This window comes from Cytobacillus spongiae, from assembly GCF_021390075.1.
On sequence record NZ_CP089997.1, the window covers coordinates 67262 to 93155 of the forward strand.

Sequence of the window (25894 nt, forward strand, 5' to 3'; positions counted from 1 at the left end):
GTAGCAATCTGCTGCCTTTTTTCTATTCTATCCTATTTTCCCTCTCCTCAAAATCGCAACCCCCAGTTTTATCTGTAACACTTCTATCATCCTGCTGTTAAACAATCTTAAACAGGTTGTGCTATAATACTTGCGAATTTAAAATCTGGGCATAGCTAATATGAATGTTGTATGAGGCGGCACTCAGCTTAAATTAAACCCAATTCCAAGTAGGTGAAGGACAGTGGAGCCCACCAAACAGGCAAAAGATTTATTTAAGGGGGCTCTAATTCTAACGGTTGCTGCCCTTGTTATGAAAGTATTAAGCGCCATTTATCGAGTGCCATTTCAGAATATTGTCGGCGATGTAGGTTTTTACATATACCAGCAAGTATATCCCTTCTATGGCATGGCTTTAATCTTGTCTACATACGGATTTCCTGTAGTTATTTCTAAGTTATATGTAGAAACAGGAGAGCAAAGAGGGAGAGAAGATCAGCGGCAGCTTATCGTAATTTCATCTCTCTTCTTAACGGTGCTAGGCATCGGGTTCTTCTCATTATTTTATTTTGGTGCCGAATGGTTAGCCGGTATTATGGGAGATAAAGAATTGGCAGTCATAATGAAAGTGTTAGCTGTCATCTATCTTTTTTTTCCCGCCATTTCTCTTTTAAGAGGAGTTTTCCAAGCTACTGGGGATATGCTCCCAACAGCAGTATCACAGGTTAGCGAACAAACTGTACGGGTATCTACGATTCTAATTGCCTCTACTGTGTTAATACAAAAAGGGATGTCCCTTTATATTGTCAGCAGTGGAGCAATGTTTGGTTCAATAACAGGTGGACTTATTTCTGTACTGGTCCTTCTCACTTTTCTTGTTTATCGAAAAAGAGGAGAAGAGACCAACTTTTTAAACCTGCCATCAATCACATGGAGGAAAAGCTTACTGATTATCAAAAAGCTGTCGATTGAAGGGTTTGCTATTTCGATCAGCAGCATGCTTCTCATTTTTTTGCAAATGGCCGATTCATTTAACTTCTTTTCTCTCCTCCTATCTCAAGGGGTAGAAGGAGAGGAAGCAAAGGTTCTCAAAGGAGTCTATGACAGAGGTCAGCCTCTCATTCAATTAGGGACGATTGTAGCTACTTCGCTTTCACTTTCACTTGTTCCGCTCATTACGAGCGCTAAGCTAAAAGAGGATGTTGAATTTCTAAAGAACAAAGTTCGTCTAGCTTTGCAAGTTAGTGTATTCATTGGAGTTGCAGCAACGGCAGGGCTCTTTAGCATTATTAAACCGACGAATATTATGCTATTTGAGAATACAGATGGTTCTCATGTGTTAGCTGTCATGAGTCTAGTTATATTATTGAGCTCTTTGATTTTAACAATCACGGCTATTTTGCAGGGACTGGGATATGCTCTTTTCCCCGCATTTGTTATTTTCGTCTCGTTTTTTTTAAAGCTCATTCTAAACTGGTTGCTTATTCCTAATTATGGAGCATTAGGAGGAGCGATTGCATCGAATGTAACGTTGGTTGTCATCCTATTCATGTTAATGTCAAAGCTAAGAATGGTGATGAAGGTCCGATTTGTAACGGTTAAGTTTATTCAAACGATATTGCTCGGAGCCCTAAGTATGATCGTGTTTTTAAAAGGCTATCTCTTGATAACAAACGGGCTATATTCAACGGGGAGTCAAGTACGCTTTATGGCAACCTTTCAAGCACTAAGTGCTGTAATCTTGGGTGGGTTTATTTATATATATGTTGTCTTACGAGGACATGTTTTTAAAAAGGAAGAATTGTCCTTACTTCCTTTTGGAAGCAAGCTGATCGCTTTATTACCTAAGAATAGGAGATGAAAAAAGCAGTGGGAAGAATAATTGTGTTAGGTTTGGGGGCAGGGGATTATCACCAGCTACCATTGGGTATATATAAACGATTGAAAGAGAGTCAATTGGTATTTTTACGTACTAAAGAACATCCTGTTGTAGCTGATTTAGTAGAAGAGGGGTTTACTTTTACTTCCTTCGATGACATATATGAAAAACATGATCATTTTGATGCGGTGTATGAGGAAATAAGTGAAACTTTATTAAACCTTGCGTCAAATCAGCAAGAAATCATTTATGCAGTACCTGGCCACCCCCTTGTTGCTGAAAAGACGGTTCAAATACTATTAGAGGACGGTCCTAAGGCGGGGATTTCGATTGAAATTGGCGGGGGACAGAGTTTTATTGATGCGATGTTTCAGGCATTGAAAATTGATCCAATTGATGGTTTCCAACTATTAGATGGGACATCCCTTAATGGAAGTGACCTTCATTTATCACAGCACATGATTATAGGTCAAGTGTATGATTCCTTCGTAGCATCAGATGTGAAGCTCACATTAATGGAGAAGCTTCCATATGATTATGAAGTGTATATAGTTTCAGCTGCTGGGAGCGAGGCAGAGAACATTACAAAGCTCCCATTATTTGAGTTGGATCATGAGCTAGAGCTGAGTAATCTAACCTCGTTGTATATTCCCCCTATCACTGATGAACAGCTCGCATATAAAGAGTTTTACAAGCTAAGGGAAATTATTGCAGAGCTAAGAGGTCCAAATGGATGTCCTTGGGACAAAAAACAAACACATCGGTCATTAAAAAAATACCTTATAGAAGAAGCATATGAACTAATTGAAGCCATCCAAAATGACGATGTAGACCATATGATAGAAGAATTAGGGGATGTACTCCTGCAAGTCATGCTACATGCGCAAATTGGCGAGGATGAAGGATTCTTCACGATAGAAGATGTTATTCAAGGTTTGTCAGAGAAAATGGTTAGACGCCATCCTCATGTGTTTGGTGAACGAGTGGCAGATACAGAAGAGGATGTCTTGAAAAATTGGCAAGAGATAAAGGGATTAGAGAAAGGGGAAGCTAGAGGTTCACTACTTAACGGAATAAATAAGGAGCTTCCTCAGTTATTGCAAGCCTTTGATATTCAAAAAAAGGCAGCCACTGTCGGATTTGACTGGCAGGAAATTAGTTCCGCATGGGAGAAAGTAAAAGAAGAGCTTTTGGAGTTTGAAGAAGAGTTAGCAAAAAAGGGAGAACATCAAGATTCATTAGGAGAATTTGGTGATATCTTATTTGCCTTTGTAAATATTGCGAGATATTACAGGATAAACCCAGAAGAAGCCATTTTTCAAACAAACCAAAAGTTTAAAAGGCGCTTTCAATATATCGAAGAGAAGGTTCATGAAAGTGGCCGAGAGTTTTCAGCCTTTTCATTAGAAGAGCTGGATGGGTTCTGGAACGAAGCAAAAAAGTTAGGTTTATAAATACGTGCAGGGTAGGAGATGATAGGATGCGCCTGGATAAGTTCTTAAAAGTATCTAGATTAATTAAACGACGTACGCTAGCTAAAGAGGTTTCTGATCAAGGTAGAATTTCTATAAACGGTCAGCAAGCAAAAGCGAGTGCAAATGTTAAGGTTGGCGATGAGTTATCGATTCGCTTTGGCCAAAAAATCGTCACCGTGAAAATTGAACGAATTCAAGAAACAACAAGAAAAGAAGACGCTGCAGATATGTATTCCATTATCAAAGAAGAAAAGGTAGAAGTATAAAGCCGTATGGAATGGCTTGTTCTAATTCTTATCCCACGTTCATACAAATGTACAAAAGGTTGTACTATGTGATTGCGAGGGATGAAAATGAGTCAATATTATGAATCAAACAGTAACAATTCGAGTATGAAAGAGCATGACGTGATCATGCGGGGAAGGAAGCTTCTAGATATAACAGGCGTAAAGCAGGTAGAAAGCTTTGATACCGAAGAATTCCTATTAGAAACGGTTATGGGATTTCTAGCAGTTAGGGGCCAAAACCTTCATATGAAGAATTTAGATGTGGATAAAGGCGTTGTGTCAATTAAAGGAAAAGTTTTCGACCTGGTCTATATGGATGAACAACACGGGGAGAAAGCTAAAGGGTTCTTTAGCAAGCTATTCCGATGACATTAACCACACAGTTCATGACTATGCTAGCAATGATTAGCATGGGGAGTGTATTTGGAGCGGCACTAGATACGTATAATCGTTTTTTGCAACGCTCGAATCGCAAGAGCTGGCTAGTTTTTTTAAACGATATATTATTTTGGTTAGCTCAGGGGTTATTTATCTTTTATGTTTTGTTTATTGTAAACCAGGGAGAATTAAGGTTTTATATCTTTATTGCTTTACTATGTGGCTTTGCAGCCTATCAAAGTCTATTGAAAGGCTGGTATTTAAGGTTATTAGAGATTATCATTTCGATGATAATCTCTATTTATAAGTTTATAGTGAGAATGGCCCGTATCTTTATCTTCAAACCTCTACATGCCATTTTTTTCGCAGTCATTTCAATTGTTGTTTCGACAGGAAAGGGTCTTTTGGCACTTGGAAGATTCATCTATAGGGCCTTATTATGGATAGTGAAAGTAATAATTTCCCCATTTACCTGGATTTTACGTATTTTTTGGAAATTTATGCCGAAAAAAATTAAAAAAACAGTCGACAAGTTATATAATGGTTTTGAAGGATATTCCCGTCAAATCAAGAATTACATTATCAAGTGGAAAACAAACTGGAAAAATAAGCGTAAGTAAGGAGGGAATGCGATAAATGAGTGCGGTCCGTAAAACAAACATCAAGAAAATGAATAATTCATATGTTCAAGAGCAACAAAACATCAAAGGTTTTAGAGATCGAAAAAGAGCCCTTTTAGTAAGAAGATTGACGGTCTTTTTTATCGGAGCAGGGACGATCATCTTTTTTATGATCTCTACACTCATTTCGCAAGCCTCTGCTCTTGAGGAAAAGGAAGCGGAGAAAAAGCTACTGGATCAAGAGTTAACGGAATTAAAAGCAAAGCAAGTATTATTAAAAGAAGATATCGTTCGATTGAACGATGATGAATACATTGCTAAGCTAGCTAGAAAGGATTATTTTCTTTCAGAGAAGAATGAAATCATCTTTAACATCCCAAAAGAAGAGGATAAGGAAAAATAACCCATTGACCGGTTTGTTGACACGTTTTTTTTAAATTCTGTATAATATAGTATAAGTACGATTTTTTATATCTTTAAGGAGGAAAATTTTTTTTATGTCAATCGAAGTAGGCAGCAAGTTACAGGGTAAAGTAACAGGTATTACAAATTTTGGTGCGTTTGTTGAATTGCCAGAAGGGTCAACTGGTCTTGTTCACATTAGTGAAGTCGCAGATAATTATGTTAAAGACATTAATGAACATCTGAAGGTTGGCGACGAAGTAGAAGTAAAGGTAATTAACGTAGAGAAAGATGGAAAGATCGGTTTATCCATCAAAAAAGCGAAAGAAAGACCAGAAAGTGAATCTAGACCACCAAGACCACAACGTCCACGTCATGGTAGAACAAACGATAACCGTCCACAAAGAACAGAAACATTTGAATCTAAAATGGCTCGTTTCTTGAAAGATAGTGAAGACCGTTTATCTTCTTTAAAACGTAATACTGAGTCTAAGCGCGGCGGAAGAGGAGCTAGAAGAGGTTAACTTGCTGCTTATTTGATGATAATAGATAGCAGGAATTCCATTGGGTAAGTCAGAAATGACTTGCCTTTTTTTGTGCTTTATGGAGCGGTGATGAGGGTGGGTGGCTTGAGGGCTACCAAAGAACATGCATGGAACAGAAAATCATCCGTATATGTCAATTTTTTATAAAAACGTCTTCCCAAGAAGAATAAAAAAAGAGTTAGTGAATAATTCACTAACTCTTTTCGTGTTTTATGACCCGTACGGGATTCGAACCCGTGTTACCGCCGTGAAAGGGCGGTGTCTTAACCGCTTGACCAACGGGCCGTATGCTAAAAGGAATAAATAATAGCGGCGGAGGGGATCGAACCCCCGACCTCACGGGTATGAACCGTACGCTCTAGCCAGCTGAGCTACACCGCCATGTTTTAGACACAAGAAATATAATACAAATAGTTAAAGTTTCTGTCAATGGATATTTGAAAGAAAATTGTCGTAGTTTGAAAAAAGTATGTCCTGTATAGCTGGAAATATTAATAGAGGGCTATAAACCGGTCATGAAAGTGTTTTTTTGAATATTCATCCATGATTTTTCATTCGGAATTTATTCGCTTTTTTGGATATTACGTGGAAAACCGTCGAACAAAAGTTAAGAGCTTGTCTCCTATTTTGACAAACTTCTAATTTCTTTCCATTTATACTTATCAGCAACGATAAAAATATGGGGAGTGTCAAAAATGGAGAAGGTAGAGCGGAATTTGATAGAACCAGTCGGAGAGGTGAATTTTGCTAGACCCAAAGTTGAATTAGCCAATGGACTAAAAAAATTCCAAGTAGGGATGGAGAACGTTTTCTTGAAAAAGGGCTTCGTTTTATTACTGATCGGCTTCTTACTTGGGAGAGCGTTAATTTTAGCTAAGCTTACGCCATTTAGTCTTCCTTTTTTTGCGGCGGTATACTTTCTAAGAAGAGATAAGGCTCCGTTAGCTCTAATTGGGATTGTTGCAGGAGCAGCAACATTATCAGTCATGGATGCTGTCTATACGTTTGGAATTTCGTTTCTCTTCCTCATCTTCTACCGCTTCTTTAAAAAATGGATACAGAATGAACTAAGATATTTACCATTGTTTGTCGCATTTACGCTGCTAGGTGGAACATTGGTGAAAGGTTATTTACAAACAGGAGCGTTTTCCCTATACGATGGGATGATGTCTGGGGTAGAGGCAAGTTTAGGGTTTATTTTAACGTTAATCTTTCTACAAAGTATACCCTTATTATCTATTAATAAACGCCGTCAAACTTTAAAGACGGAAGAAATCGTTTGCCTCATTATTATGTTAGCATCAGTAATGACTGGGACGATCGGTTGGTCCATCTATAATCTATCAATAGAACATATCATGTCGAGGTATTTAGTTCTAATGTTCGCATTCGTTGCAGGTGCAACGGTTGGATCCACTGTAGGGGTTGTAACGGGATTAATATTTAGCTTAGCAAATGTATCCAGCTTTTATCATATGAGTTTACTTGCTTTCTCAGGACTTCTAGGTGGGTTATTAAAGGAAGGGAAAAAAATTGGTGTCTCCATAGGGCTTTTTATTGCCACGCTCCTAATTGGGATGTATGGCGAAGGTGGAGGAACATTGCTTCAGTCTATATTAGAAACGTCGGCAGCTACCCTTCTTTTTCTATTAACACCACAGGCTTTGACTTCAAAGCTCGCTATGCATATACCAGGGACACCCGAGTATGCAGCAGAACAACAGCAGTATATGCGGAAAATGCGTGATGTTACGGCTCAGAGAGTCGAGCAATTTTCTACAGTCTTTCAAGCCTTATCCAATAGCTTCTCTGCTTATGACGAACCTTCAGAATGGCGTGACGATGAAAGCAGGGAGAGAGATTATTTTTTAAGCAATGTGACTGAAAAGACATGCCAAACTTGCTTTAAAAAGGATCACTGCTGGACAAGAAACTTTAATACAACATATGAGCATATGGAAACAATTATGAATGAAATGGATCAAAATAATGGAAGCATTTCGAAAAAACTCTCAAGAGATTGGGAAAAGTATTGTACGAAATCAAGCAGAGTAATAGAAGCGATACAGCAAGAATTCACCTATTATCAAGCGAATCAGAAGTTAAAAAAACAAGTTCAAGAGAGCAGAAGATTAGTCGCAGATCAATTACTTGGTGTATCTGAGGTGATGGGGAATTTTGCAAAGGAAATCCAAAGAGAGCGTGAGAATCACCATAAGCAGGAAGAGCTAATTTTAGAAGCGCTTCAGGAATTTGGAATTCATATCGAACAAGTAGAGATTTATAGCCTCGAACAAGGGAATGTGGATATTGAAATGACGATTCCGTATTGTAGAGGACACGGTGAATGTGAAAAGTTAATCGCTCCCATGCTATCGGATATCTTAAGAGAATCAATTATTGTAAATTCGGAGGAGTGCTCTACCTATCCAAATGGATTTTGCCATGTGACATTCCGTTCAGCTTCAGCCTTTACGGTTGAGACGGGTGTGGCTCACGCAGCAAAAGATGGTGGATTTGTTTCAGGAGACAGCTTTTCGACAATAGAACTGGGATGTGGGAAATATGCAGTAGCAATTAGTGATGGAATGGGAAATGGAGAGCGTGCCCATATTGAAAGTAAAGAAACACTAGGATTATTGCAAAAGATCCTTCAATCGGGAATAGAAGAAAAGGTGGCAATTAAATCTGTTAACTCAGTTTTATCCCTACGAACAACAGATGAAATCTTTTCAACATTAGATTTAGCCATGATTGATTTACAAAATGCATCTGCTAAATTTCTGAAAATTGGCTCTACTCCTAGCTTTGTAAAACGAGGTACTAAAATAATGAAAATACAAGCCAATAATTTACCAATGGGAATTCTTCAAGACTTTGATTTAGACGTAGTTAGTGAACAGCTAAAAGCGGGAGATCTTCTTATCATGATGAGTGATGGTGTGTTTGAGGGACCAAAGCATGTGGAGAATTTTGATTTATGGATGAAACGAAAAATTCATGAAATAAAAACAGAAGATCCTCAAGAGATAGCAGACTTAATTATGGAGGAGGTTATTCGTTCACGATCTGGTTCCATAGAGGATGACATGACCGTAGTTGTGTCAAAAATCAAGCATAACACACCTAAGTGGACTACGATCCCTGTGTATCCAAATCAGCAAAAAGCGAACTAATTATTTTTGCACATGTCCTAATGGATTATGTATAAAAGCCCCTGATTCCGTCGAGAATGGGTAATAACTAAGACTGGAGGGGAGCTTATGAAAACAGGAACATTAAAACAAATACTTTTGATTACAGATGGTTGCTCAAATACTGGAGAAGATCCAATTGCGATGTCAGCACTAGCCCAAGAACAAGGAATTACGGTAAATGTGATTGGCGTAATGGAACAGGATGTCATTGATGACCAAGGAATGAAGGAAATTGAAGGAATAGCCATGTCAGGTGGTGGCGTAAGTCAGATTGTATACTCCCAGCAGCTATCACAAACCGTTCAAATGGTGACAAGAAAAGCCATGACGCAAACGCTTCAAGGTGTAGTGAATAAAGAGCTACAGCAAATATTAGGAGGCTCAGATACGATTGAGGACTTGCCTCCAGAAAAGCGTGGGGAAGTAATGGAAGTTGTGGACGAGCTAGGAGAGACGGTTGGTCTAGAAGTGTTGATTCTTGTCGACACAAGTGCAAGCATGAAGCATAAGCTTCCAACAGTTAAAGAAGCGCTACTAGACTTATCTCTTAGTTTAAATGCCCGAACAGGTGAGAATCGTTTTTCTGTCTTTGTATTTCCCGGGAAAAAGAAAGATGTCGAAAAATTACTAGATTGGACACCTAAGCTAGATTCACTTACAAGTATTTTTGCCAAGTTAACTACGGGAGGGATTACACCAACAGGTCCAGCAATCCGTGAGGCACTGACTTATTTCCAGAAAAAACGTTCGTTAAGGAGCTTAATTTCTCGTGATGATGAACAATTCTTTGAAGAGTCTGTGTAAAGTACCTCCTGGGACGATTATTGAAGGAAAATGGCATAAGCATCGATATACAATTATTAAAGAACTTGGTTATGGAGCGAACGGAATTGTCTATTTAGCTCAGTTCCAAAATCAGAAGGTTGCATTAAAAATGAGCGATAACGGGATGTCAATTACTTCTGAAGTAAATGTTCTAAAAGCCTTCGCGAAGGTCCAAGGGTCTACCCTAGGACCTTCTTTACTTGATGTAGATGATTGGGTAAGGAGGAATATGAAAGTTTCATTCTACGTAATGGAGTATATCAAGGGGCCTGATCTATTGCAGTTTATTGAGAAGCAAGGACACGTATGGACGGGGGTGCTTATTCTTCAACTCCTAAAGGATTTACAATCCCTACATGAAAATGGCTGGGTATTTGGTGACTTAAAACCTGAAAATCTCATTGTAACAAGTGAGCCGACTAGAGTGCGTTGTATCGATGTGGGTGGGACTACGATACAAGGAAGGGCTATAAAAGAGTATACCGAATTCTATGATAGGGGGTATTGGGGGTTAGGTTCGAGGAAAGCAGAAGCTAGCTATGATTTATTTGCAGTTGGAATGATTATATTGAACATGGCCTATCCAAAAAGATTTAATAAAACGACTGGTGGAATGATGCAATTAACGAATATGATTAGGCAAAAAAAAGAACTGCTAGCTTATGAAGAGGTGATAAAAGGTGCCCTACAAGGTGGTTTTTCTAGCGCAAAGGAAATGCGAGAAGCGATGGTACAAAAAATAAACCAACAGACTTCTTCAAGGCAGCGTCAATATAAATCACAAAGTGTAACAAGAAGTACTCAAGCAGGGCATCATTCGATCATGCAAAAGCCAAATGTAACGCGTAAAACATATAAAAAGCAGCGGAAGTTGGTTGGTTTTATTGAAACCGTCCTTATTGTATTAATAATCTCTATTTTATATGGTATATACATTTACGGACAGTTGGTTTAATTAGTTATTCTCATATATAGGGGAAGTGCCCCTTTGTATGAGAATAACTTGTCCCAAATATACATACACTAATTAATATTTGATTAGTATTTTGTGAAACTTTATTCATTTTCATTCGTATATCCGTTTACTATGTAACATATTTTAAGAGAATTAATAGTTATGCTTTGAATGGTTACATAGAAAAATGATAAGCTAATATCAATTATTATACACATTGAACTAAGGAAGAATGGCATGTTAGTCAAAAAGGTAGAAACGTTTCTTGAACAAAAAGGATATGAGCTGAAGGATAAGAGGATTTTAGTTGGGGTATCTGGTGGTCCGGATTCCTTAGCCCTTCTTCATTATCTCTGGACACAAAGGGAAAAAAGGAATTTATTTCTCGTAGCTGCACATGTTGATCACATGTTTCGAGGAGAAGAATCCTTGCAAGATGCCATCTTTGTTCAGCGTTTTTGTGAAAGCAGAAACATCCCATTTGAAATGGAACAAATGAATGTTCCCGCATATATGAGACAAACGGGGTTAAGTTCACAGCAAGCTGCCAGAGAATGTAGATACAAGTTCTTTGAAAGACTAATGAACGAGTACGCTATGGACTTTCTGGTACTTGGTCATCATGGGGACGATCAGGTGGAAACCATCCTAATGAGATTAACAAGAGGAAGTACTGGAAAAGCGAGAGCAGGAATTCCATTTTCTAGACCATTCCAAAAAGGCGAGATTATTCGACCGTTTCTCTGCATAAATAGGGAAGAAATTGAAGGTTATTGCATAGAACACCAACTAAAGCCTAGAAGAGATCCGAGTAATGAGAAGGAAACCTATAGTCGAAATCGCTATCGAAAGCATGTTCTGCCGTTTCTTCAAAAAGAAAATCCAAGGGTTCATGAGCACTTTCGGCGGTTCAGTGAAGAACTTCAAAGTGATGAAGATGTTTTAGTAACCTTAGCTGAAGAAAAAATGAGGAAAGTTATTAAGGAAAAGAAAGATGGAGAAATCATTATTCTTATTCAAGGTTTTATCGCAATGCCAATGCCTTTACAAAGAAGAGGGATTCAACTAATATTAAACTATCTTTATAAGGAAAAACCTCCATCATTATCTGCTATACATATTGACCAATTGTTTTCCATTATCAGAAGTCCTCAACCTTCTGGAGTTCTTGATTTCCCAAATGGTTTGAAAGTTGTTCGATCCTATAATGAGTGCGGGTTTTATTCTTCCTGCAAGGATTCACCAAGCTTTCGATATGAAATCGGTGGTCCTGGAGAATGGCATATACCCAACGGAAGCATAATAACTATGGAGTTTGTGGATGAACCTTCACAGGAATTTATGAGTAGGAATCATTTGCTATTAAACCCTGAGCAAGTTACTTTGCCTCTAGTGATCCGAACGAGAGAACATGGAGATTGGATGACAGTAAAGGGAATGAAAGGGACTAAAAAGCTCAATCGCATTTTCATTGATGAAAAGGTTCCTATGCTTGACCGCAAAGGGTGGCCAATTATTACTGACTACTTTAATGAAATTATCTGGTTACCAGCGCTAAAAGAAGCCGATCTTTCATTAAAGCCAACTAACGGCAGTTATATACTTTTAACTTATAAAAAGCTTTGATCTTCTAGGGGGCACACTATTTATGAAAAAAGACATTGAAAAGGTTTTAATAACGGAAGAAGAAATTCAAGTGAAAATTAAGGAGTTAGCAGGTCAGCTAACAGAAGAGTATCAAGATCGTTTCCCATTAGCGATTGGCGTTTTAAAAGGAGCTATGCCATTCATGGCGGATCTTCTCAAACGTATGGATACATATCTTGAAATGGACTTTATGGACGTATCAAGCTATGGTAACTCTACAGTTTCTTCAGGAGAAGTGAAAATCTTAAAAGATTTGGATACTTCTGTTGAAGGGCGTGACATCCTAATCATTGAAGATATTATTGATAGTGGCTTAACATTAAGCTATCTTGTAGAGTTATTCCGCTATCGGAAAGCAAAATCAATTAAAATTGTTACATTGCTTGATAAGCCAACAGGTAGAAAAGCTGATATTACAGCTGACTATGTAGGATTTATTGTACCTGACGAATTTGTTGTAGGGTATGGGTTAGACTTTGCGGAAAAATACCGAAATTTACCGTACATTGGTGTTTTAAAACCCGAAGTATATAGCAATATTGATTAACGAACCCTTTGTTCATTAAAAATCGAAATAGCCTTTACTACAACATGATTAGCCCGGTTTAAAAAGTGTAAATTCTTGAGTTGGAACAATTTACTATGATACTATTGAATATAGTTTGTTTACCGTGGGAGGAGGTAAGGGATGAATCGGATTTTCCGTAATACCATCTTTTATTTATTAATCTTTTTAGTCATTATTGGCGTAGTTAGTTTTTTTAGTGGAAACAATGAGCCAACAGAACATATATCTTATGATCAGTTCATTGCTCACGTAGAAAAGGGGGATATTAAATCCCTAACGATGCAGCCTGAACGAGGTGTATATGAAGTACGTGGTCAGCTAGAAGGATATGACAAGGATAAGTATTTCTTAACTTATGTTTGGAATAGTGATAAGCTTCTAGATCGTTTAGATACTGCTGCTGCAAAAGCAAAAGTAGAAGTAAAGCCTGCAAAAGAAACAAGCGGCTGGGTGACGTTCTTTACATCCATCATTCCGTTTATCATTATCTTCATCTTATTCTTCTTCCTTTTAAACCAAGCACAAGGTGGAGGAAGCCGAGTGATGAACTTCGGCAAAAGTAAGGCAAAGCTTTACAGTGAAGAAAAGAAGAAAGTACGTTTTAAAGATGTTGCAGGGGCTGATGAGGAGAAACAAGAGCTAGTCGAAGTTGTTGAGTTCTTAAAAGATCCTCGTAAATTCGCCGAGCTAGGAGCGAGAATTCCTAAGGGTGTTCTATTAGTAGGGCCTCCTGGGACAGGGAAAACATTGCTTGCACGAGCAGTTGCGGGAGAAGCAGGAGTACCATTCTTCTCAATTAGTGGTTCTGACTTCGTTGAAATGTTTGTCGGTGTCGGAGCTTCACGTGTACGTGATTTGTTTGAAAATGCCAAGAAAAATGCTCCATGTATTATCTTCATTGATGAGATTGATGCAGTAGGGCGTCAGCGTGGTGCTGGTTTAGGTGGGGGTCACGATGAACGTGAGCAAACATTGAACCAGTTACTCGTTGAAATGGATGGTTTTGGCGCAAATGAAGGAATTATCATAATCGCCGCTACAAACCGCCCAGACATTTTAGATCCAGCATTATTACGTCCAGGACGTTTTGACCGTCAAATTACGGTTGATCGCCCAGATGTTAAGGGACGTGAAGCAGTTCTAAAAGTACATGCTAGAAATAAACCGCTTGATGAGTCAGTAAACTTAAAAAGTATCGCTATGCGTACACCTGGATTTTCAGGTGCTGACTTAGAAAACTTATTAAACGAAGCTGCCCTTGTTGCTGCTCGTCAAAATAAGAAAAAAGTGGATATGTCTGATATTGATGAAGCAACAGACCGAGTAATTGCTGGCCCTGCGAAGAAGAGCCGGGTTATCTCGAAGAAAGAACGTAATATTGTAGCATTCCATGAAGCTGGTCATACCGTAATTGGCGTGGTCTTAGACGAAGCGGAAATGGTACACAAAGTAACAATTGTTCCTCGTGGTCAAGCGGGTGGATATGCTGTCATGCTACCGAAGGAAGATCGTTACTTTATGACAAAGCCTGAATTGCTTGATAAGATTGTCGGCTTACTAGGTGGTCGTGTAGCTGAAGAAATCGTATTCGGCGAAGTGAGTACAGGTGCTCATAACGATTTCCAAAGAGCAACAGGAATTGCGCGTCGCATGGTAACTGAGTTTGGAATGAGCGATAAGCTAGGTCCATTACAATTTGGTCAATCACAAGGTGGGCAAGTATTCTTAGGCCGTGATCTTCATAGTGAGCAAAACTATTCAGATAAGATTGCTTACGAAATTGATTTGGAAATTCAACGCATCATCAAAGAATGCTATGAAAAAGCAAGAACGCTTCTAACTGAAAATAGAGATAAGCTGGACCTTGTAGCCAATACTTTATTAGAGGTTGAAACGTTAGATGCTGAACAAATTAAGCATTTAATTGATCATGGAAAGCTTCCTGATCGACCAGTAGCAATAGAAGCACCAGAAGGCCAAAAAAATGATGAAGTAAAAGTGAACATCCGCAAAGGAGAGGAAGAATCTTTCGAGAAAGAAGAAAAAGATTCAACTGACAAACCTGAAAGCGAGTCTACTTCTGAGGATGACCAAAAATAATGCACAACAAAAAGATGCTCCGGGGAGCATCTTTTTTTGTTGTGCAAGGATCATGGTAATGAAGGAGGTAAGCCTTTGTTTCAGTCCTAATCGAGAACTACAGACCTAATATATTCCCACCTTAATCTTAATTATGATATGATGTTGGCAGTGTGATTAATCGAAAAAATACTGAGTGGTGAACATAATGATTTTTGTTTTTGATGTTGGGAATACAAATATAGTATTAGGGGTTTATGACCAAGACGAGCTTAAACACCATTGGCGAATAGAAACAAACCGTAACAAGACGGAAGACGAATACGGAATGATGATTAAGACTTTATTTGAGCATGAGAATTTATCTTTCTCCGATATAGATGGTATTATTATATCTTCTGTTGTACCACCCATCATGTTCTCGTTAGAAAGAATGTGTCAAAAATATTTTCATGTGAAGCCATTAGTCGTTGGTCCAGGGATAAAAACGGGCCTAAATATTAAGTATGAAAACCCAAGAGAAGTTGGGGCAGATCGTATTGTGAATGCTATTGCAGCTATTCAAGAATATGGGAGCCCGCTCATAATCGTCGATTTTGGTACGGCTACAACATATTGCTATATTAATGAAAATAAACAATATATGGGCGGAGCGATTGCACCGGGAGTAAATATTTCTACAGAGGCACTTTACTCAAAAGCAGCAAAGTTGCCAAGAATTGAAATTGCTCGACCAGAGAATATTATTGGGAAGAATACCGTGTCAGCTATGCAAGCAGGAATCCTGTATGGATATGTTGGACAAGTAGAAGGTATTGTTAAGCGAATGAAGGATCAAAGCAAAGAAAATCCAACGGTAATCGCTACAGGTGGGCTAGCCAATTTAATTGCCCAAGAATCAGATATGATTGATATTGTGGATCCTTTCTTAACTTTAAAAGGACTGCAGCTTATTTATAAAAGAAACATGGAAACCCTAAAGAAGTAGGGGATTGAAAGGAGTAGCAGCATGAGTGATTACTTAGTAAAAGCATTAGCTTATGATGGGCAAGTGCGGGCATACGCTGTTCGTAGTACGGAAACAATTGGAGAAGCTCAAGAGCGCCACTATACATGGCCGACAGCTTCTGCTGCATTAGGAAGAACGATGTCTGCAGCTGTTATGATGGGTGCGATGTTGAAAGGCGATAATAAATTAACTGTAAAAGTAGAAGGCGGGGGTCCAATAGGTGTTATTCTAGCAGATAGTAATGCCAAAGGAGAGGTTCGAGGTTTTGTAACGAACCCGCAAACCCATTTCGACTTGAATGAGCATGGAAAGCTAGATGTTCGTCGTGCAGTTGGGACATCTGGTACGTTAAGTGTTGTTAAAGACATTGGAATGAGAGATCATTTCACAGGACAAGTTCCAATTGTCTCTGGAGAATTAGGAGATGATTTTACTTACTATTTTGTTACATCCGAACAAATTCCTTCAGCAGTTGGTGTCGGGGTGCTAGTGAATCCAGATAATACGATTTTGGCAGCTGGAGGTTTTATCTTGCAGGTATTACCTGGTACAGATGATGAAACAATTACAGCAATTGAAAATCGAATGAAAGAGATTCCCCCTATTTCAAAATTGATTGAAAAAGGACTAACTCCAGAGGAGATTCTTATTGAAATCCTTGAAGAAGATAACGTGAAATTCCTTGAGACGATGCCAGTTACGTTTAAATGTACGTGCTCTAAAGAGCGATTTTCAGAAGCAATCGTGAGCTTAGGGGAAGAGGAAATTCAGGATATGATAGATACAGACGGAGAGGCGGAGGCACACTGCCATTTCTGTAATAAAAAATACATGATTTCAAGAGATGAACTGGAAGAACTAAAAGAAAAAGCACAATAAGGTTTTTTGTTTTGGGGGAGGAAATCTTGCAGAAAAAGCAGTTATGGATTATTATTGCGAGCTTAATTATGCTAAACTGCTTAACTGTTGTCTTTTTTCTAACCAAAGGTGATTTGTTTGCTGGTTCTGAAGAAGGAGTAGCTTCAATTGGGAAAGAGACGATAACGAGGCAGCAATGGCTAACAGAGCTTGAAAACCGGTATGGCAAAGCTGTACTGAAGGATCTTATTGATCAAAAAGTAATTGAGACGTTAGCAGATAAATATAAAATATCCGTTTCGAACGAAGCAATTGAGCATGAATTGCTGATGGTAAAAACGTTATATGGATCATTCGGGGAAGAGCAGGCTTCTGTCGAGAAATGGAAGGAGCAAATTCGTTTTAGTTTACTACTTGAAGAGCTATTAACAAGAGATGTTGTGGTATCTGAGGAAGAGATGAAGGCTTACTATGATGATAACAGTAGCATCTATAATGTCCCAGCTTCCTTCCACCTATCAAAAATTGTCGTTCCAACTGAGAAAGATGCGAACCAAACGATTAAGGAACTTGAAAAAGGATCTAATTTTGCAGCTTTAGCAATGGAACGATCCATAGATGAGTTCTCCGCAAATCAAGGTGGCGACATGGGGTATGTAAACGAAGAAGCTGAGCATATCTCTCCTCAGCTTCTTAAACAAATTAAAAACATGAAGCCAGAAACGTATAGCCACCCTATTCTGACAGAAGATGGCTACATGATAGTCTATGTACACGAGAAAATCGAAGGTAAAGAATATACTTTTGATGAAGTGAAGAATCAAATAAGGCGCCAAATTGCTTTAGAACAAATGGATGTTCCTGTAACGGCAGCATCCTTTTGGAAAGAAGTGAAGGTAGACTGGTTTTACGGTGAAGGCGCAAAATAAAGCACGGGCAATCGTCCGTGTTTTTTTGTATTCTGGGGGTTCATATTTCGCGTACGAACTGGGGTTGTATAAAAAACTTTAATTTCTCTGTAGTTATTTATTGTTCTTCCATCGTCTATTAATACAGGAAGATTTGAAGGAGGAGAAACAAATGATTAAAGTGTCAAATGTTTCCCATGAGTTTGAAATTGGGAAAAAAGGGCAGAAAAATATCATTCCTGTTCTGAAGAATATAAATTTTGTAGTAAAAAAAGGCGAAATTGTCACGATTGTTGGTCGAAGTGGCTCTGGGAAGTCTACGCTACTAAATTTAATTAGTGGATTTTTAAAGCCGAAGGAAGGGGAAATTTGGATCCAGAATGAGCTTGTTTCGAATTTTAGTGAAGGGAAATTTGCTGACTTTCGTCTCAACCATTTAGGATTCATCTTTCAAAGCTTTCAGCTTATTCCAAGCATGACTGCTTACCAAAATGTAGAGCTTCCTCTCATTTTAAAAGGGATAGGGGAAAAGGAACGAGAGCAACAAACAAAGGAGATCTTGACGAAAGTAGGGTTGCTAGATTTCCAGGACCATTATCCAAGTGAGCTGTCAGGTGGACAGCAGCAGAGAGTGAGTATTGCAAGAGCATTAATTGTTAATCCCCCTCTCATTTTAGCTGATGAACCAACAGGTAGCTTAGATAGTGAAACGGAAGAAGATTTATTAGACTTTATTATTCAGCTAAACAAGGATTTGGGAATCACCTTCCTCATTATTACTCATGATGAGAAAGTAGCTCAGGTTGGTAACCGGATGATTGAAATAGTAGATGGAAGTATTAAAGAGGAGGTGGGACAATGAAACTAGCAGATCAATTTCGCTTTGTTAGACAAAATATGAAAAAAAATCGTTCGAGAGTATTTATGACTATTCTAGCTACTGCAATGGGCTGTGCCTTCTTAATTGTTCTCGCTTCGGTTGGCTTTGGTTTGCACAAATCGATTATTCAGGATATTACGCAGGATAGAGCAGTTACACAAATCGAAGTCCATGGAAAAATGGATGAGAATGAAAGTTATCAATCATTAAAGAAGGAAGATATTGAGCAGCTAGAAGGTATCGATCATGTAAAGTCAGTTACAAGACGCCAGCACCTGCAGCAGTCAGGACGGTATTCGATAGGTGAATATGAAGTCTACGCAGATACAGTCGTGGCTCATATACCATCTGAGGTTACGGCAGGTTTCGAACTGTCTGAGGGACGCTTTCCAAAAAAGTCATCTGAAATTATGGTTGGGTATCACTTTGCCCAATATTTAGTGAAAGAACATAAGGAAGACGAGAATATTTACGATGATAACACAGGTAAGATAAAAGCAGAATATGGATACCACGATTCAATCTTGGGAAAAGAACTAACACTAACGGTAAGGCAATTTGAAGGGGGAAAAGAGAAGACTAAAGAAATCCCTCTAACAGTCGTCGGTGTTGGAAAGAAACCGACTAGGGAGTGGTTTGAAAATCAAAATGCATTTATCTCGAGTGAAGTATTAAAGGAAATAGAAGACTTTACAGGAACCTCTAGAGGGATGCTGAAGGACCCTAGTCAAGGAGAAGAAAGTGAGCTTTTTCAATTAGGAGAAGATACGTATGATCTAGTTACAGTATATGCAAAAGACATTGAAGCAGTAAAAGACATTGTTAGTACGCTAGATAAACAACAGTTTGCAAGCTATTCCGTAGTGAGTGAATTAGAAAATATTAATAAAATCTTTATTGTAATTAAAGCTGGCCTAATTTTTATTGGGGCAATTGCCATTATTATTGCGTCCATTGGGATCTATAATACGATGACAATGGCGGTTACAGAGCGTGCGCCAGATATAGGTATTATGAAAGCGATTGGTGCTCATCCATCCACGATAAAAAAGATCTTTTTATTAGAAAGTAGTTATATTGGAATTGTAGGGGCGATAATCGGTACAATAGTATCTTACGGAATAAGTTTTGTTGTTAATTTTTCGCTGCCATTGATTGTTAGTCAAGCCTTTGGCGAAGAGCCGCCAGAAGGGTTGATTTTTAGCTACATTCCGATTTCTTTGCCGCTTATTTGTATTGCTATTTGTTATATCGTGACAATTATTTCGGGAATGCGTCCGGCTAAGCGGGCTACTAATGTGGATGTCTTAAAAGCTATGAGAAGAGAAGTATAATCGTTTATATATCTAGGCGAAAGTAGGAAAAGAAGCAATTAACGGTTAAATGAATTGACAATTTTCAAACGAGTTGATAAATTTTAATAAAACCAATAAATTTACTCGGAATAAAAAATGAGGAGTGTGGATCATGGTACGTGTTGTAAATTCTGTTGCCGAGCTAGTCGGGCAAACTCCGATCGTCAAGTTAAACCGTTTAACTACAGAAGACAGTGCAGATGTGTATGTGAAGTTAGAATATATGAATCCAGGAAGCAGTGTAAAGGATCGTATTGCACTTGCGATGATTGAAGCGGCTGAGGAGGAAGGGCATTTAAAAGAAGGAGATACGCTTATCGAGCCTACGAGCGGAAATACTGGAATTGGACTTGCGATGATTGCTGCTGCAAAAGGGTATAAAGCAATTCTCGTTATGCCTGATACGATGAGTATGGAGAGACGGAATCTTCTGCGTGCATATGGAGCAGAGCTTGTGCTTACGCCAGGGCCAGAAGGTATGGGTGGAGCCATTCGCAAAGCTGAAGAACTTTCCAGCCAAAAAGGATACTTTATGCCACAGCAATTTAAGAACTTAGCGAATCCAGAAGTTCACAGACGAACTACTGGTAAAGAAATCGTCGAGCAAATGGGCGGTCAATTAGATGCCTTTGTAGCGGGTATTGGAACGGGTGGAACGATAACAGGTGCAGGCCAAGTTCTGAAAGATACGTATCAAGATATAAAGATTTATGCAGTTGAACCAGAGGATTCTCCTGTATTATCAGGAGGGAAGCCGGGTCCGCATAAGATCCAAGGAATTGGCGCTGGGTTTATTCCGGATATATTAGATGTGAAAATATATGATGAAGTGGTAAAGGTATCGAATGATAATGCCTTTGATTATGCTCGTCGTGCGGCTAAAGAAGAAGGGATTCTTGGTGGAATTTCTTCAGGTGCAGCGATATATACAGCCTTAAAAGTGGCGAAAGAGCTTGGAAAAGGCAAGAAGGTGCTTGCTATTCTCCCAAGTAACGGTGAGCGATATTTAAGTACGCCACTCTATCAATTTGAAGATTAACATGCTAGAAAAGGGAAGCAATGATCGGTCCGATCGTTGCTTTTTCTTTATGTTTTTTAATGAATAATGAATAGACCGTTTGGAAGTTATTATAGAAAGCTACAACGTATGAGAGGGCTTTTCTTTTTTTCACTATTTTTGTGTAAAAAAATGAAAGCGAAGTCAACTTCATGTATGATGAGAGCAGATATTATGTTTGGGGAGTGACTGTTATTGAAGCAGCTTAAGATATACAGCAATAAAATACCGTATTCAAGTTCTCGCTTTTTCAATCAATACGAGTGGCTAACACAAGATAAAGAGTATCACGTCATTTTAGAAAGTGGCCGTGGTGGTCGTTTTAGCATTGCTGCCTTTGATCCAGATACGATATTAATCGGAAGACATGATGAGCTAGTTATTAAACAGATAACAGGGGAGGAATTGAGACAATCAGGAAATCCTCTTCATCTGATGAAGGAATGGATGAGTCATTTTCAAGTGGAAACGCTTCATGACCTCCCTGATTTTCAAGGGGGAGTTATTGGTTTCATTAGCTATGATTATGCAAGGCACATCGAACAACTTCCAGCGAGCGCCGAAGCAGATCTAGATATACCTGAACTCTTCTTTCTGTCGTTTAAACAATTATTTGTCTTTGATCATGAACAACAATGTTTATGGCTTATTTTCTTGTATGAAGATAATGGGTCAGAGATTGAGAGTATTGCAAATAAATGGGAGGAGCTCTGGCTAGAAGAGCATGAGGAAGTCTCCTATTCGCCTCCATTGAAGCAGGGGGAAGATTATTTGGATGTTTCGATGGACGAAGCGGCATTTCGAGAGGCAGTAGAGCGGATTCAACAATACATATCTCAAGGAGATGTGTTTCAGGTCAACTTATCTGTGCGCCAGGCGAAACCACTTGCTGTAAATGCAATTGAAGTCTATAAGCAGCTAAGAGTATTAAACCCTTCGCCGTACATGGGATATTATCACACCCCTGAGTTTCAGTTGGTTAGTGGCTCACCAGAGCTGCTAATTAAAAAAGCAGATATGGAAGTTAGCACCCGGCCGATTGCAGGAACAAGATCACGAGGGAAAAGTGAAGAAGAGGATATCAAGCTTGCCAATGAATTGATTGAGAATGAGAAAGAGCGGGCAGAGCATGTCATGCTAGTTGATTTGGAGCGCAATGATTTAGGACGAGTATGCGCGTATGGATCGGTAGAAGTAAACGAGTTTATGGTAATTGAAAAATACTCCCATGTGATGCATATCGTATCCAACGTTAGAGGAACATTAGCTAATAATAAGTCGGGTGTTGATCTAGTGAATGCTACTTTCCCTGGTGGAACGATAACAGGTGCACCTAAGGTTCGTACAATGGAAATCATTGAGGAGCTTGAACCGGTTAGAAGATCTATCTATACAGGTTCATTAGGGTGGATGGGTTTTAATGGTGATCTCGAACTTAATATTGTCATTCGTACGATGCTAGTTAAAGACGGAAAAGCATATGTTCAAGCAGGTGCAGGCATTGTCATTGATTCGAATCCTGCTTATGAATATAAGGAATCTCTTAAAAAGGCGATTGCCCTTTGGAAAGCGAAGGAAATGGCTGAAATGAAAACAGGTGAACAATCATGATATTTATGATCGATAATTATGACTCTTTTACTTATAACCTCGTGCAATATCTTGGTGAATTAGGAGAAGAATTGGTAGTCAAGCGCAATGATCAAACATCGATTGAAGAGATTGAGGAACTATCGCCGAAATATCTAATGATCTCTCCGGGTCCATGCAGTCCTAATGAAGCAGGAATTAGTCTAGATGCGATTGAAAAGCTTGCAGGGAAGCTGCCCATTTTCGGTGTGTGTCTCGGGCACCAATCCATTGCTCAAGTGTTTGGTGGCGATGTTGTCCAAGCGGGCCGTTTGATGCATGGGAAAACGTCGGAAATCCATCATGATGGCAAAACCATATATGAGGGGCTGCCGAATCCATTTGTAGCCACTCGCTACCATTCTTTAATTGTTAAAAGAGAAACCTTACCTGATTGCTTAGAAATTAGTGCTTGGACTGCAGAAGGAGAAATTATGGGGTTAAGACATAGGCAATTACCTGTGGAAGGTGTTCAATTTCACCCAGAATCAATCATGACAGCTGGGGGGAAGGACTTATTGAAAAACTTCCTCCATGCTTATCAAGCAAACGAATATAAGGTGCGATAGGCATGTACGTATATTTTAATGGAAGCGTCATAAAAAAAGAAGAAGTGTTAATATCACCATTTGATCACGGATTTTTATACGGGCTGGGACTGTTTGAAACATTCCGAATATACGATGGACATCCATTTTTATTAGATGATCATTTAGCCCGTTTAAACGATGGGCTAACTCAGCTAAATATACAAGCCCAATTCTCAAGAGAGACTATTTTAGATGCAATCCAACAACTTTTAGCCAAAAATGGAATAACCCATGCGAATATTCGGTTAAATGTTTCGGCTGGCGTCGGAGAAATTGGGTTACAAACAGACTCCTATACGTCTCCTAATATCATGTTATTTGCAAGGCCAATGGAACCTGCTGGTGATGAGCTGCAAGAAAAAGAAGCGGTATGGCTTAGGGTCAAGCGGAATACCCCAGAGGGTGAGGTTCGGCTGAAGTCCCATCATTATCTCAACAATCTGCTTGCTAAGCAGGAAATCAAACATAAGGTCAATTGTGAGGGAATCTTTTTAACAGAGGGTAATTATATTGCTGAGGGGATCGTAAGCAATGTATTTTGGGTAAAGAACCATACTCTGTACACTCCTTCTGTTGATACAGGCATCTTAAATGGAATTACAAGGCAATTTATTCTGCAACTCGCACAAATCCACCAGCTAGACATACAACAGGGTTTTTTCGAAAAGGTATCTCTATTGGAGGCTGATGAGGTATTTGTGACGAATTCTATTCAAGAAATCGTCCCCATCTCAAGAATCGATAAAAAGTCATTTCCAGGGAAACAAGGGGTGGTCGCGACTCAGCTTCACAAGGACTACCGTAACTATAGCTCCTTTTTGTGGAGTCGGAAGGAGCTTAAGGGGGAATTAGAATGCTAAAAGCAAATCAAATCATTCAGTGTGGAAACTACACGTTGGATTATGGGAAGAAGACATTAATTATGGGGATATTAAATGCAACCCCAGATTCCTTTTCTGACGGAGGAAAATACCTAGATATAGACCGAGCAGTAAGTCATGCACAGCAAATGGTTGAACAAGGTGCCGATATTATTGATGTGGGGGGAGAATCTACAAGGCCTGGGCACCGTGCAGTTTCAGCAGAAGAGGAGCTAGAGCGCGTGATTCCGGTAATTGAAGCGATAGCTAAGCACGTAGAAGCTCCTATATCTATTGATACGTCTAAGGCGGAAGTGGCAAAAAAAGCGATTAAAGCAGGAGCGCACATAATAAATGATGTGTGGGGAGCGAAAGCAGACCCGCTAATGGCAACAATTGCTGGAGAGCTGCAAGTGCCGATTATTCTGATGCATAATCGACAGAATCGAGATTACACGTATTTTACCCGTGATGTGATCTGTGATCTGTATGAAAGCATTGCACTAGTGAAAGAGCGTGGGGTTATGGATGAGAACATCATTTTAGATCCTGGAATTGGGTTTGCTAAAGACATCCCTTTAAACTTAGAAATGATGCGTGAGTTAGATAAAATAGTGGCACTCGGATATCCCGTCTTACTAGGTACCTCTCGTAAATCATTAATCGGGCATGTTTTGGATCTGCCTGTAGAGGAACGGATGGAAGGTACAGGAGCAACTGTATGCTTTGGGATTCAAAAAGGCTGTCAAATTGTCCGAATACATGATGTAAAAGAAATGAGTCGTATGGCAAAAATGATGGATGCATTAATGGGAAAGGGTGAAAGCAATGGATAAAATTTATGTAAATGACATGGAATTTTTTGGCTATCATGGTGTTTTTCCTGAGGAAACTCGCTTAGGGCAGCGGTTCAGAGTGAATCTTGTTGTTGAGACAGACCTAAGAAAAGCAGGAGAAAGCGATGACCTTAATGACTCAATAAATTATGGTGAACTGTATAATATGACAAGGGAGATTGTGGAGGGAAAGCCCTATAAGCTAGTAGAAACAGTAGCTGAAAAAGTGGCAGGGGAAATACTTCAACATTATTCATCTATTCATCAGTTAACAGTTAAGGTGATTAAACCAGACCCTCCAATACCTGGTCATTACAAATCTGTCGCAGTGGAAATTACAAGGGGAAGATAATCGTGAATAATGAGGCTTACATATCTTTGGGTTCCAACATTGGAGACCGCTCACACTTTTTAGAGAGTGCAATAGATTGCTTAGTTAACGATGAAAATATCCAAGTGGTAAATGTTTCATCGATTTATGAAACCGATCCTGTAGGTTTCGAGGATCAAGCACCATTTTTGAATATGGTGCTGAAGCTAGAAACCAATTTCAAACCTGAAGAGCTATTAGACCGGTTGTTAAAGATTGAAAAGAAATTTGGGAGGAAAAGGGATATTCGTTGGGGCCCTCGGACTTTAGACCTTGACATTCTTCTCTATAATAAAGAAAATATAGAATCAGAGAAGCTTACAATTCCTCATCCTCGGATGCTAGAGAGAGCATTTGTCATAATCCCTCTATTAGAGATTCATCCTACAATTAAAATTCCGAAGATGGAGATACATCTAAATTCTTTTTTACAGAATATAAGAGATAGAGAAGGTGTACGAATATGGAAGCAGAAAAATGGGGAAGACGTATTCGCGCTTTTCGCAAATTAAAAGGCTACACTCAAGAAAGCTTCGCAAAAGAAATGGGTGTCTCAGTCTCGATATTAGGGGAAATTGAGCGAGGAAATCGAATGCCTACTGAGGAATTTCTATCGTATGTGTCCGAAATTCTTCAAATCAGTCTTAAAGACTTAACTCCTCCAGAGGAGAGCGAATAGATTCATCTTAGAATGAAGGAGGGAAAG

The 25894-nt window shown here is 39.0% G+C and carries 26 protein-coding genes and 2 tRNA genes; 26 read left to right on the top strand and 2 right to left on the bottom strand.

Translation table 11 applies throughout. The features are described from left to right. The first annotated feature begins 223 nt into the window (after positions 1 to 223). The 7 genes from LS684_RS00335 to LS684_RS00365 all read left to right on the top strand — a co-directional run bounded on the left by LS684_RS00335 (position 224) and on the right by LS684_RS00365 (position 5544). A complete protein-coding gene (locus LS684_RS00335; protein ID WP_233808981.1) occupies positions 224 to 1840 on the top strand; it encodes a putative polysaccharide biosynthesis protein in 1617 nt (538 codons plus the stop codon). 8 nt (positions 1841 to 1848) lie between these two features. Then, entirely contained in the window at positions 1849 to 3312 is a 1464-nt protein-coding gene (yabN, locus tag LS684_RS00340; protein WP_233808983.1) for a bifunctional methyltransferase/pyrophosphohydrolase YabN, read from the top strand. Between the two features lie 26 nt (positions 3313 to 3338). Continuing rightward, positions 3339 to 3599 (top strand): RNA-binding S4 domain-containing protein, encoded by a 261-nt coding sequence (locus LS684_RS00345; protein ID WP_233808985.1) that lies wholly within the window; start codon positions 3339 to 3341, stop codon positions 3597 to 3599. Positions 3600 to 3686: 87 nt separating this feature from the next. Then, positions 3687 to 3989: a sporulation protein YabP gene (gene yabP, locus LS684_RS00350; protein ID WP_233808987.1), complete on the top strand. Its 303-nt coding sequence runs from the start codon at positions 3687 to 3689 to the stop codon at positions 3987 to 3989. Then, on the top strand, positions 3986 to 4618 hold the full coding sequence (gene yabQ, locus LS684_RS00355) for a spore cortex biosynthesis protein YabQ (RefSeq protein ID WP_233808989.1): 633 nt from the start codon (positions 3986 to 3988) through the stop codon (positions 4616 to 4618). The genes yabP and yabQ overlap by 4 nt, the downstream gene beginning before the upstream one ends. A 16-nt stretch (positions 4619 to 4634) precedes the next feature. Then, the gene (locus LS684_RS00360) at positions 4635 to 5021 is read left to right on the top strand and encodes an FtsB family cell division protein (RefSeq protein WP_233808991.1); all 387 of its coding nucleotides are present in this window, start codon (positions 4635 to 4637) and stop codon (positions 5019 to 5021) included. A 94-nt stretch (positions 5022 to 5115) separates the two neighbouring features. Then, entirely contained in the window at positions 5116 to 5544 is a 429-nt protein-coding gene (locus LS684_RS00365; protein WP_233808993.1) for a S1 domain-containing RNA-binding protein, read from the top strand. A gap of 234 nt (positions 5545 to 5778) precedes the next feature. Here the strand turns inward: LS684_RS00365 and LS684_RS00370 are convergent. Next, positions 5779 to 5850, bottom strand: a tRNA-Glu gene (locus LS684_RS00370). A gap of 22 nt (positions 5851 to 5872) precedes the next feature. Next, a tRNA-Met gene (locus LS684_RS00375) sits at positions 5873 to 5946 on the bottom strand. A 314-nt stretch (positions 5947 to 6260) separates the two neighbouring features. Between LS684_RS00375 and spoIIE the strand changes: the two genes are divergently transcribed. The 19 genes from spoIIE (at position 6261) to LS684_RS00470 (ending at position 25867) form a co-directional block, all read left to right on the top strand. Next, positions 6261 to 8741, top strand: coding sequence for a stage II sporulation protein E (spoIIE, locus tag LS684_RS00380; RefSeq protein WP_233808995.1), 2481 nt, complete (start codon positions 6261 to 6263; stop codon positions 8739 to 8741). An 87-nt stretch (positions 8742 to 8828) separates the two neighbouring features. Beyond that, positions 8829 to 9566 carry a VWA domain-containing protein gene (locus LS684_RS00385; RefSeq protein ID WP_233808996.1) on the top strand — a complete coding sequence of 246 codons (738 nt, stop codon included), beginning with the start codon at positions 8829 to 8831 and terminating at the stop codon, positions 9564 to 9566. After that, the gene (locus LS684_RS00390) at positions 9535 to 10542 is read left to right on the top strand and encodes a protein kinase domain-containing protein (RefSeq protein WP_233811504.1); all 1008 of its coding nucleotides are present in this window, start codon (positions 9535 to 9537) and stop codon (positions 10540 to 10542) included. Before LS684_RS00385 ends, LS684_RS00390 begins: the two co-directional genes overlap by 32 nt. Before the next feature lie 237 nt (positions 10543 to 10779). Beyond that, the gene (gene tilS, locus LS684_RS00395; protein ID WP_233808998.1) at positions 10780 to 12168 is read left to right on the top strand and encodes a tRNA lysidine(34) synthetase TilS; all 1389 of its coding nucleotides are present in this window, start codon (positions 10780 to 10782) and stop codon (positions 12166 to 12168) included. A 22-nt stretch (positions 12169 to 12190) separates the two neighbouring features. Beyond that, a complete protein-coding gene (gene hpt / locus LS684_RS00400) occupies positions 12191 to 12736 on the top strand; it encodes a hypoxanthine phosphoribosyltransferase (protein ID WP_233809000.1) in 546 nt (181 codons plus the stop codon). A 141-nt stretch (positions 12737 to 12877) separates the two neighbouring features. After that, positions 12878 to 14857: an ATP-dependent zinc metalloprotease FtsH gene (gene ftsH / locus LS684_RS00405; RefSeq protein WP_233809001.1), complete on the top strand. Its 1980-nt coding sequence runs from the start codon at positions 12878 to 12880 to the stop codon at positions 14855 to 14857. Positions 14858 to 15044: 187 nt separating this feature from the next. Continuing rightward, positions 15045 to 15824, top strand: a complete 780-nt coding sequence (locus tag LS684_RS00410; RefSeq protein ID WP_233809002.1) for a type III pantothenate kinase — start codon at positions 15045 to 15047, stop codon at positions 15822 to 15824. Between the two features lie 21 nt (positions 15825 to 15845). Beyond that, entirely contained in the window at positions 15846 to 16724 is an 879-nt protein-coding gene (gene hslO / locus LS684_RS00415) for an Hsp33 family molecular chaperone HslO (RefSeq protein WP_233809003.1), read from the top strand. A 26-nt stretch (positions 16725 to 16750) separates the two neighbouring features. Beyond that, positions 16751 to 17632 carry a peptidyl-prolyl cis-trans isomerase gene (locus LS684_RS00420; RefSeq protein WP_233809004.1) on the top strand — a complete coding sequence of 294 codons (882 nt, stop codon included), beginning with the start codon at positions 16751 to 16753 and terminating at the stop codon, positions 17630 to 17632. A gap of 151 nt (positions 17633 to 17783) precedes the next feature. Beyond that, positions 17784 to 18473: an ABC transporter ATP-binding protein gene (locus LS684_RS00425; RefSeq protein WP_233809005.1), complete on the top strand. Its 690-nt coding sequence runs from the start codon at positions 17784 to 17786 to the stop codon at positions 18471 to 18473. Further along, the gene (locus LS684_RS00430) at positions 18470 to 19825 is read left to right on the top strand and encodes an ABC transporter permease (RefSeq protein WP_233809007.1); all 1356 of its coding nucleotides are present in this window, start codon (positions 18470 to 18472) and stop codon (positions 19823 to 19825) included. The genes LS684_RS00425 and LS684_RS00430 overlap by 4 nt, the downstream gene beginning before the upstream one ends. A gap of 133 nt (positions 19826 to 19958) precedes the next feature. After that, on the top strand, positions 19959 to 20885 hold the full coding sequence (gene cysK, locus LS684_RS00435) for a cysteine synthase A (RefSeq protein ID WP_233809009.1): 927 nt from the start codon (positions 19959 to 19961) through the stop codon (positions 20883 to 20885). A gap of 213 nt (positions 20886 to 21098) precedes the next feature. Beyond that, a complete protein-coding gene (locus LS684_RS00440; RefSeq protein ID WP_233809011.1) occupies positions 21099 to 22514 on the top strand; it encodes an anthranilate synthase component I family protein in 1416 nt (471 codons plus the stop codon). Beyond that, positions 22511 to 23101, top strand: coding sequence for an aminodeoxychorismate/anthranilate synthase component II (gene pabA / locus LS684_RS00445; RefSeq protein ID WP_233809013.1), 591 nt, complete (start codon positions 22511 to 22513; stop codon positions 23099 to 23101). The genes LS684_RS00440 and pabA overlap by 4 nt, the downstream gene beginning before the upstream one ends. 2 nt (positions 23102 to 23103) lie before the next feature. After that, positions 23104 to 23982 carry an aminodeoxychorismate lyase gene (gene pabC / locus LS684_RS00450; RefSeq protein WP_233809015.1) on the top strand — a complete coding sequence of 293 codons (879 nt, stop codon included), beginning with the start codon at positions 23104 to 23106 and terminating at the stop codon, positions 23980 to 23982. Next, positions 23976 to 24818 carry a dihydropteroate synthase gene (folP, locus tag LS684_RS00455; protein ID WP_233809017.1) on the top strand — a complete coding sequence of 281 codons (843 nt, stop codon included), beginning with the start codon at positions 23976 to 23978 and terminating at the stop codon, positions 24816 to 24818. The genes pabC and folP overlap by 7 nt, the downstream gene beginning before the upstream one ends. Beyond that, the gene (folB, locus tag LS684_RS00460) at positions 24811 to 25170 is read left to right on the top strand and encodes a dihydroneopterin aldolase (protein ID WP_233809018.1); all 360 of its coding nucleotides are present in this window, start codon (positions 24811 to 24813) and stop codon (positions 25168 to 25170) included. The genes folP and folB overlap by 8 nt, the downstream gene beginning before the upstream one ends. Positions 25171 to 25172: 2 nt before the next feature. Next, positions 25173 to 25700, top strand: a complete 528-nt coding sequence (gene folK / locus LS684_RS00465; protein WP_233809019.1) for a 2-amino-4-hydroxy-6-hydroxymethyldihydropteridine diphosphokinase — start codon at positions 25173 to 25175, stop codon at positions 25698 to 25700. Further along, positions 25652 to 25867, top strand: a complete 216-nt coding sequence (locus tag LS684_RS00470) for a helix-turn-helix domain-containing protein (RefSeq protein WP_233809020.1) — start codon at positions 25652 to 25654, stop codon at positions 25865 to 25867. The genes folK and LS684_RS00470 overlap by 49 nt, the downstream gene beginning before the upstream one ends. Positions 25868 to 25894 lie beyond the last annotated feature (27 nt).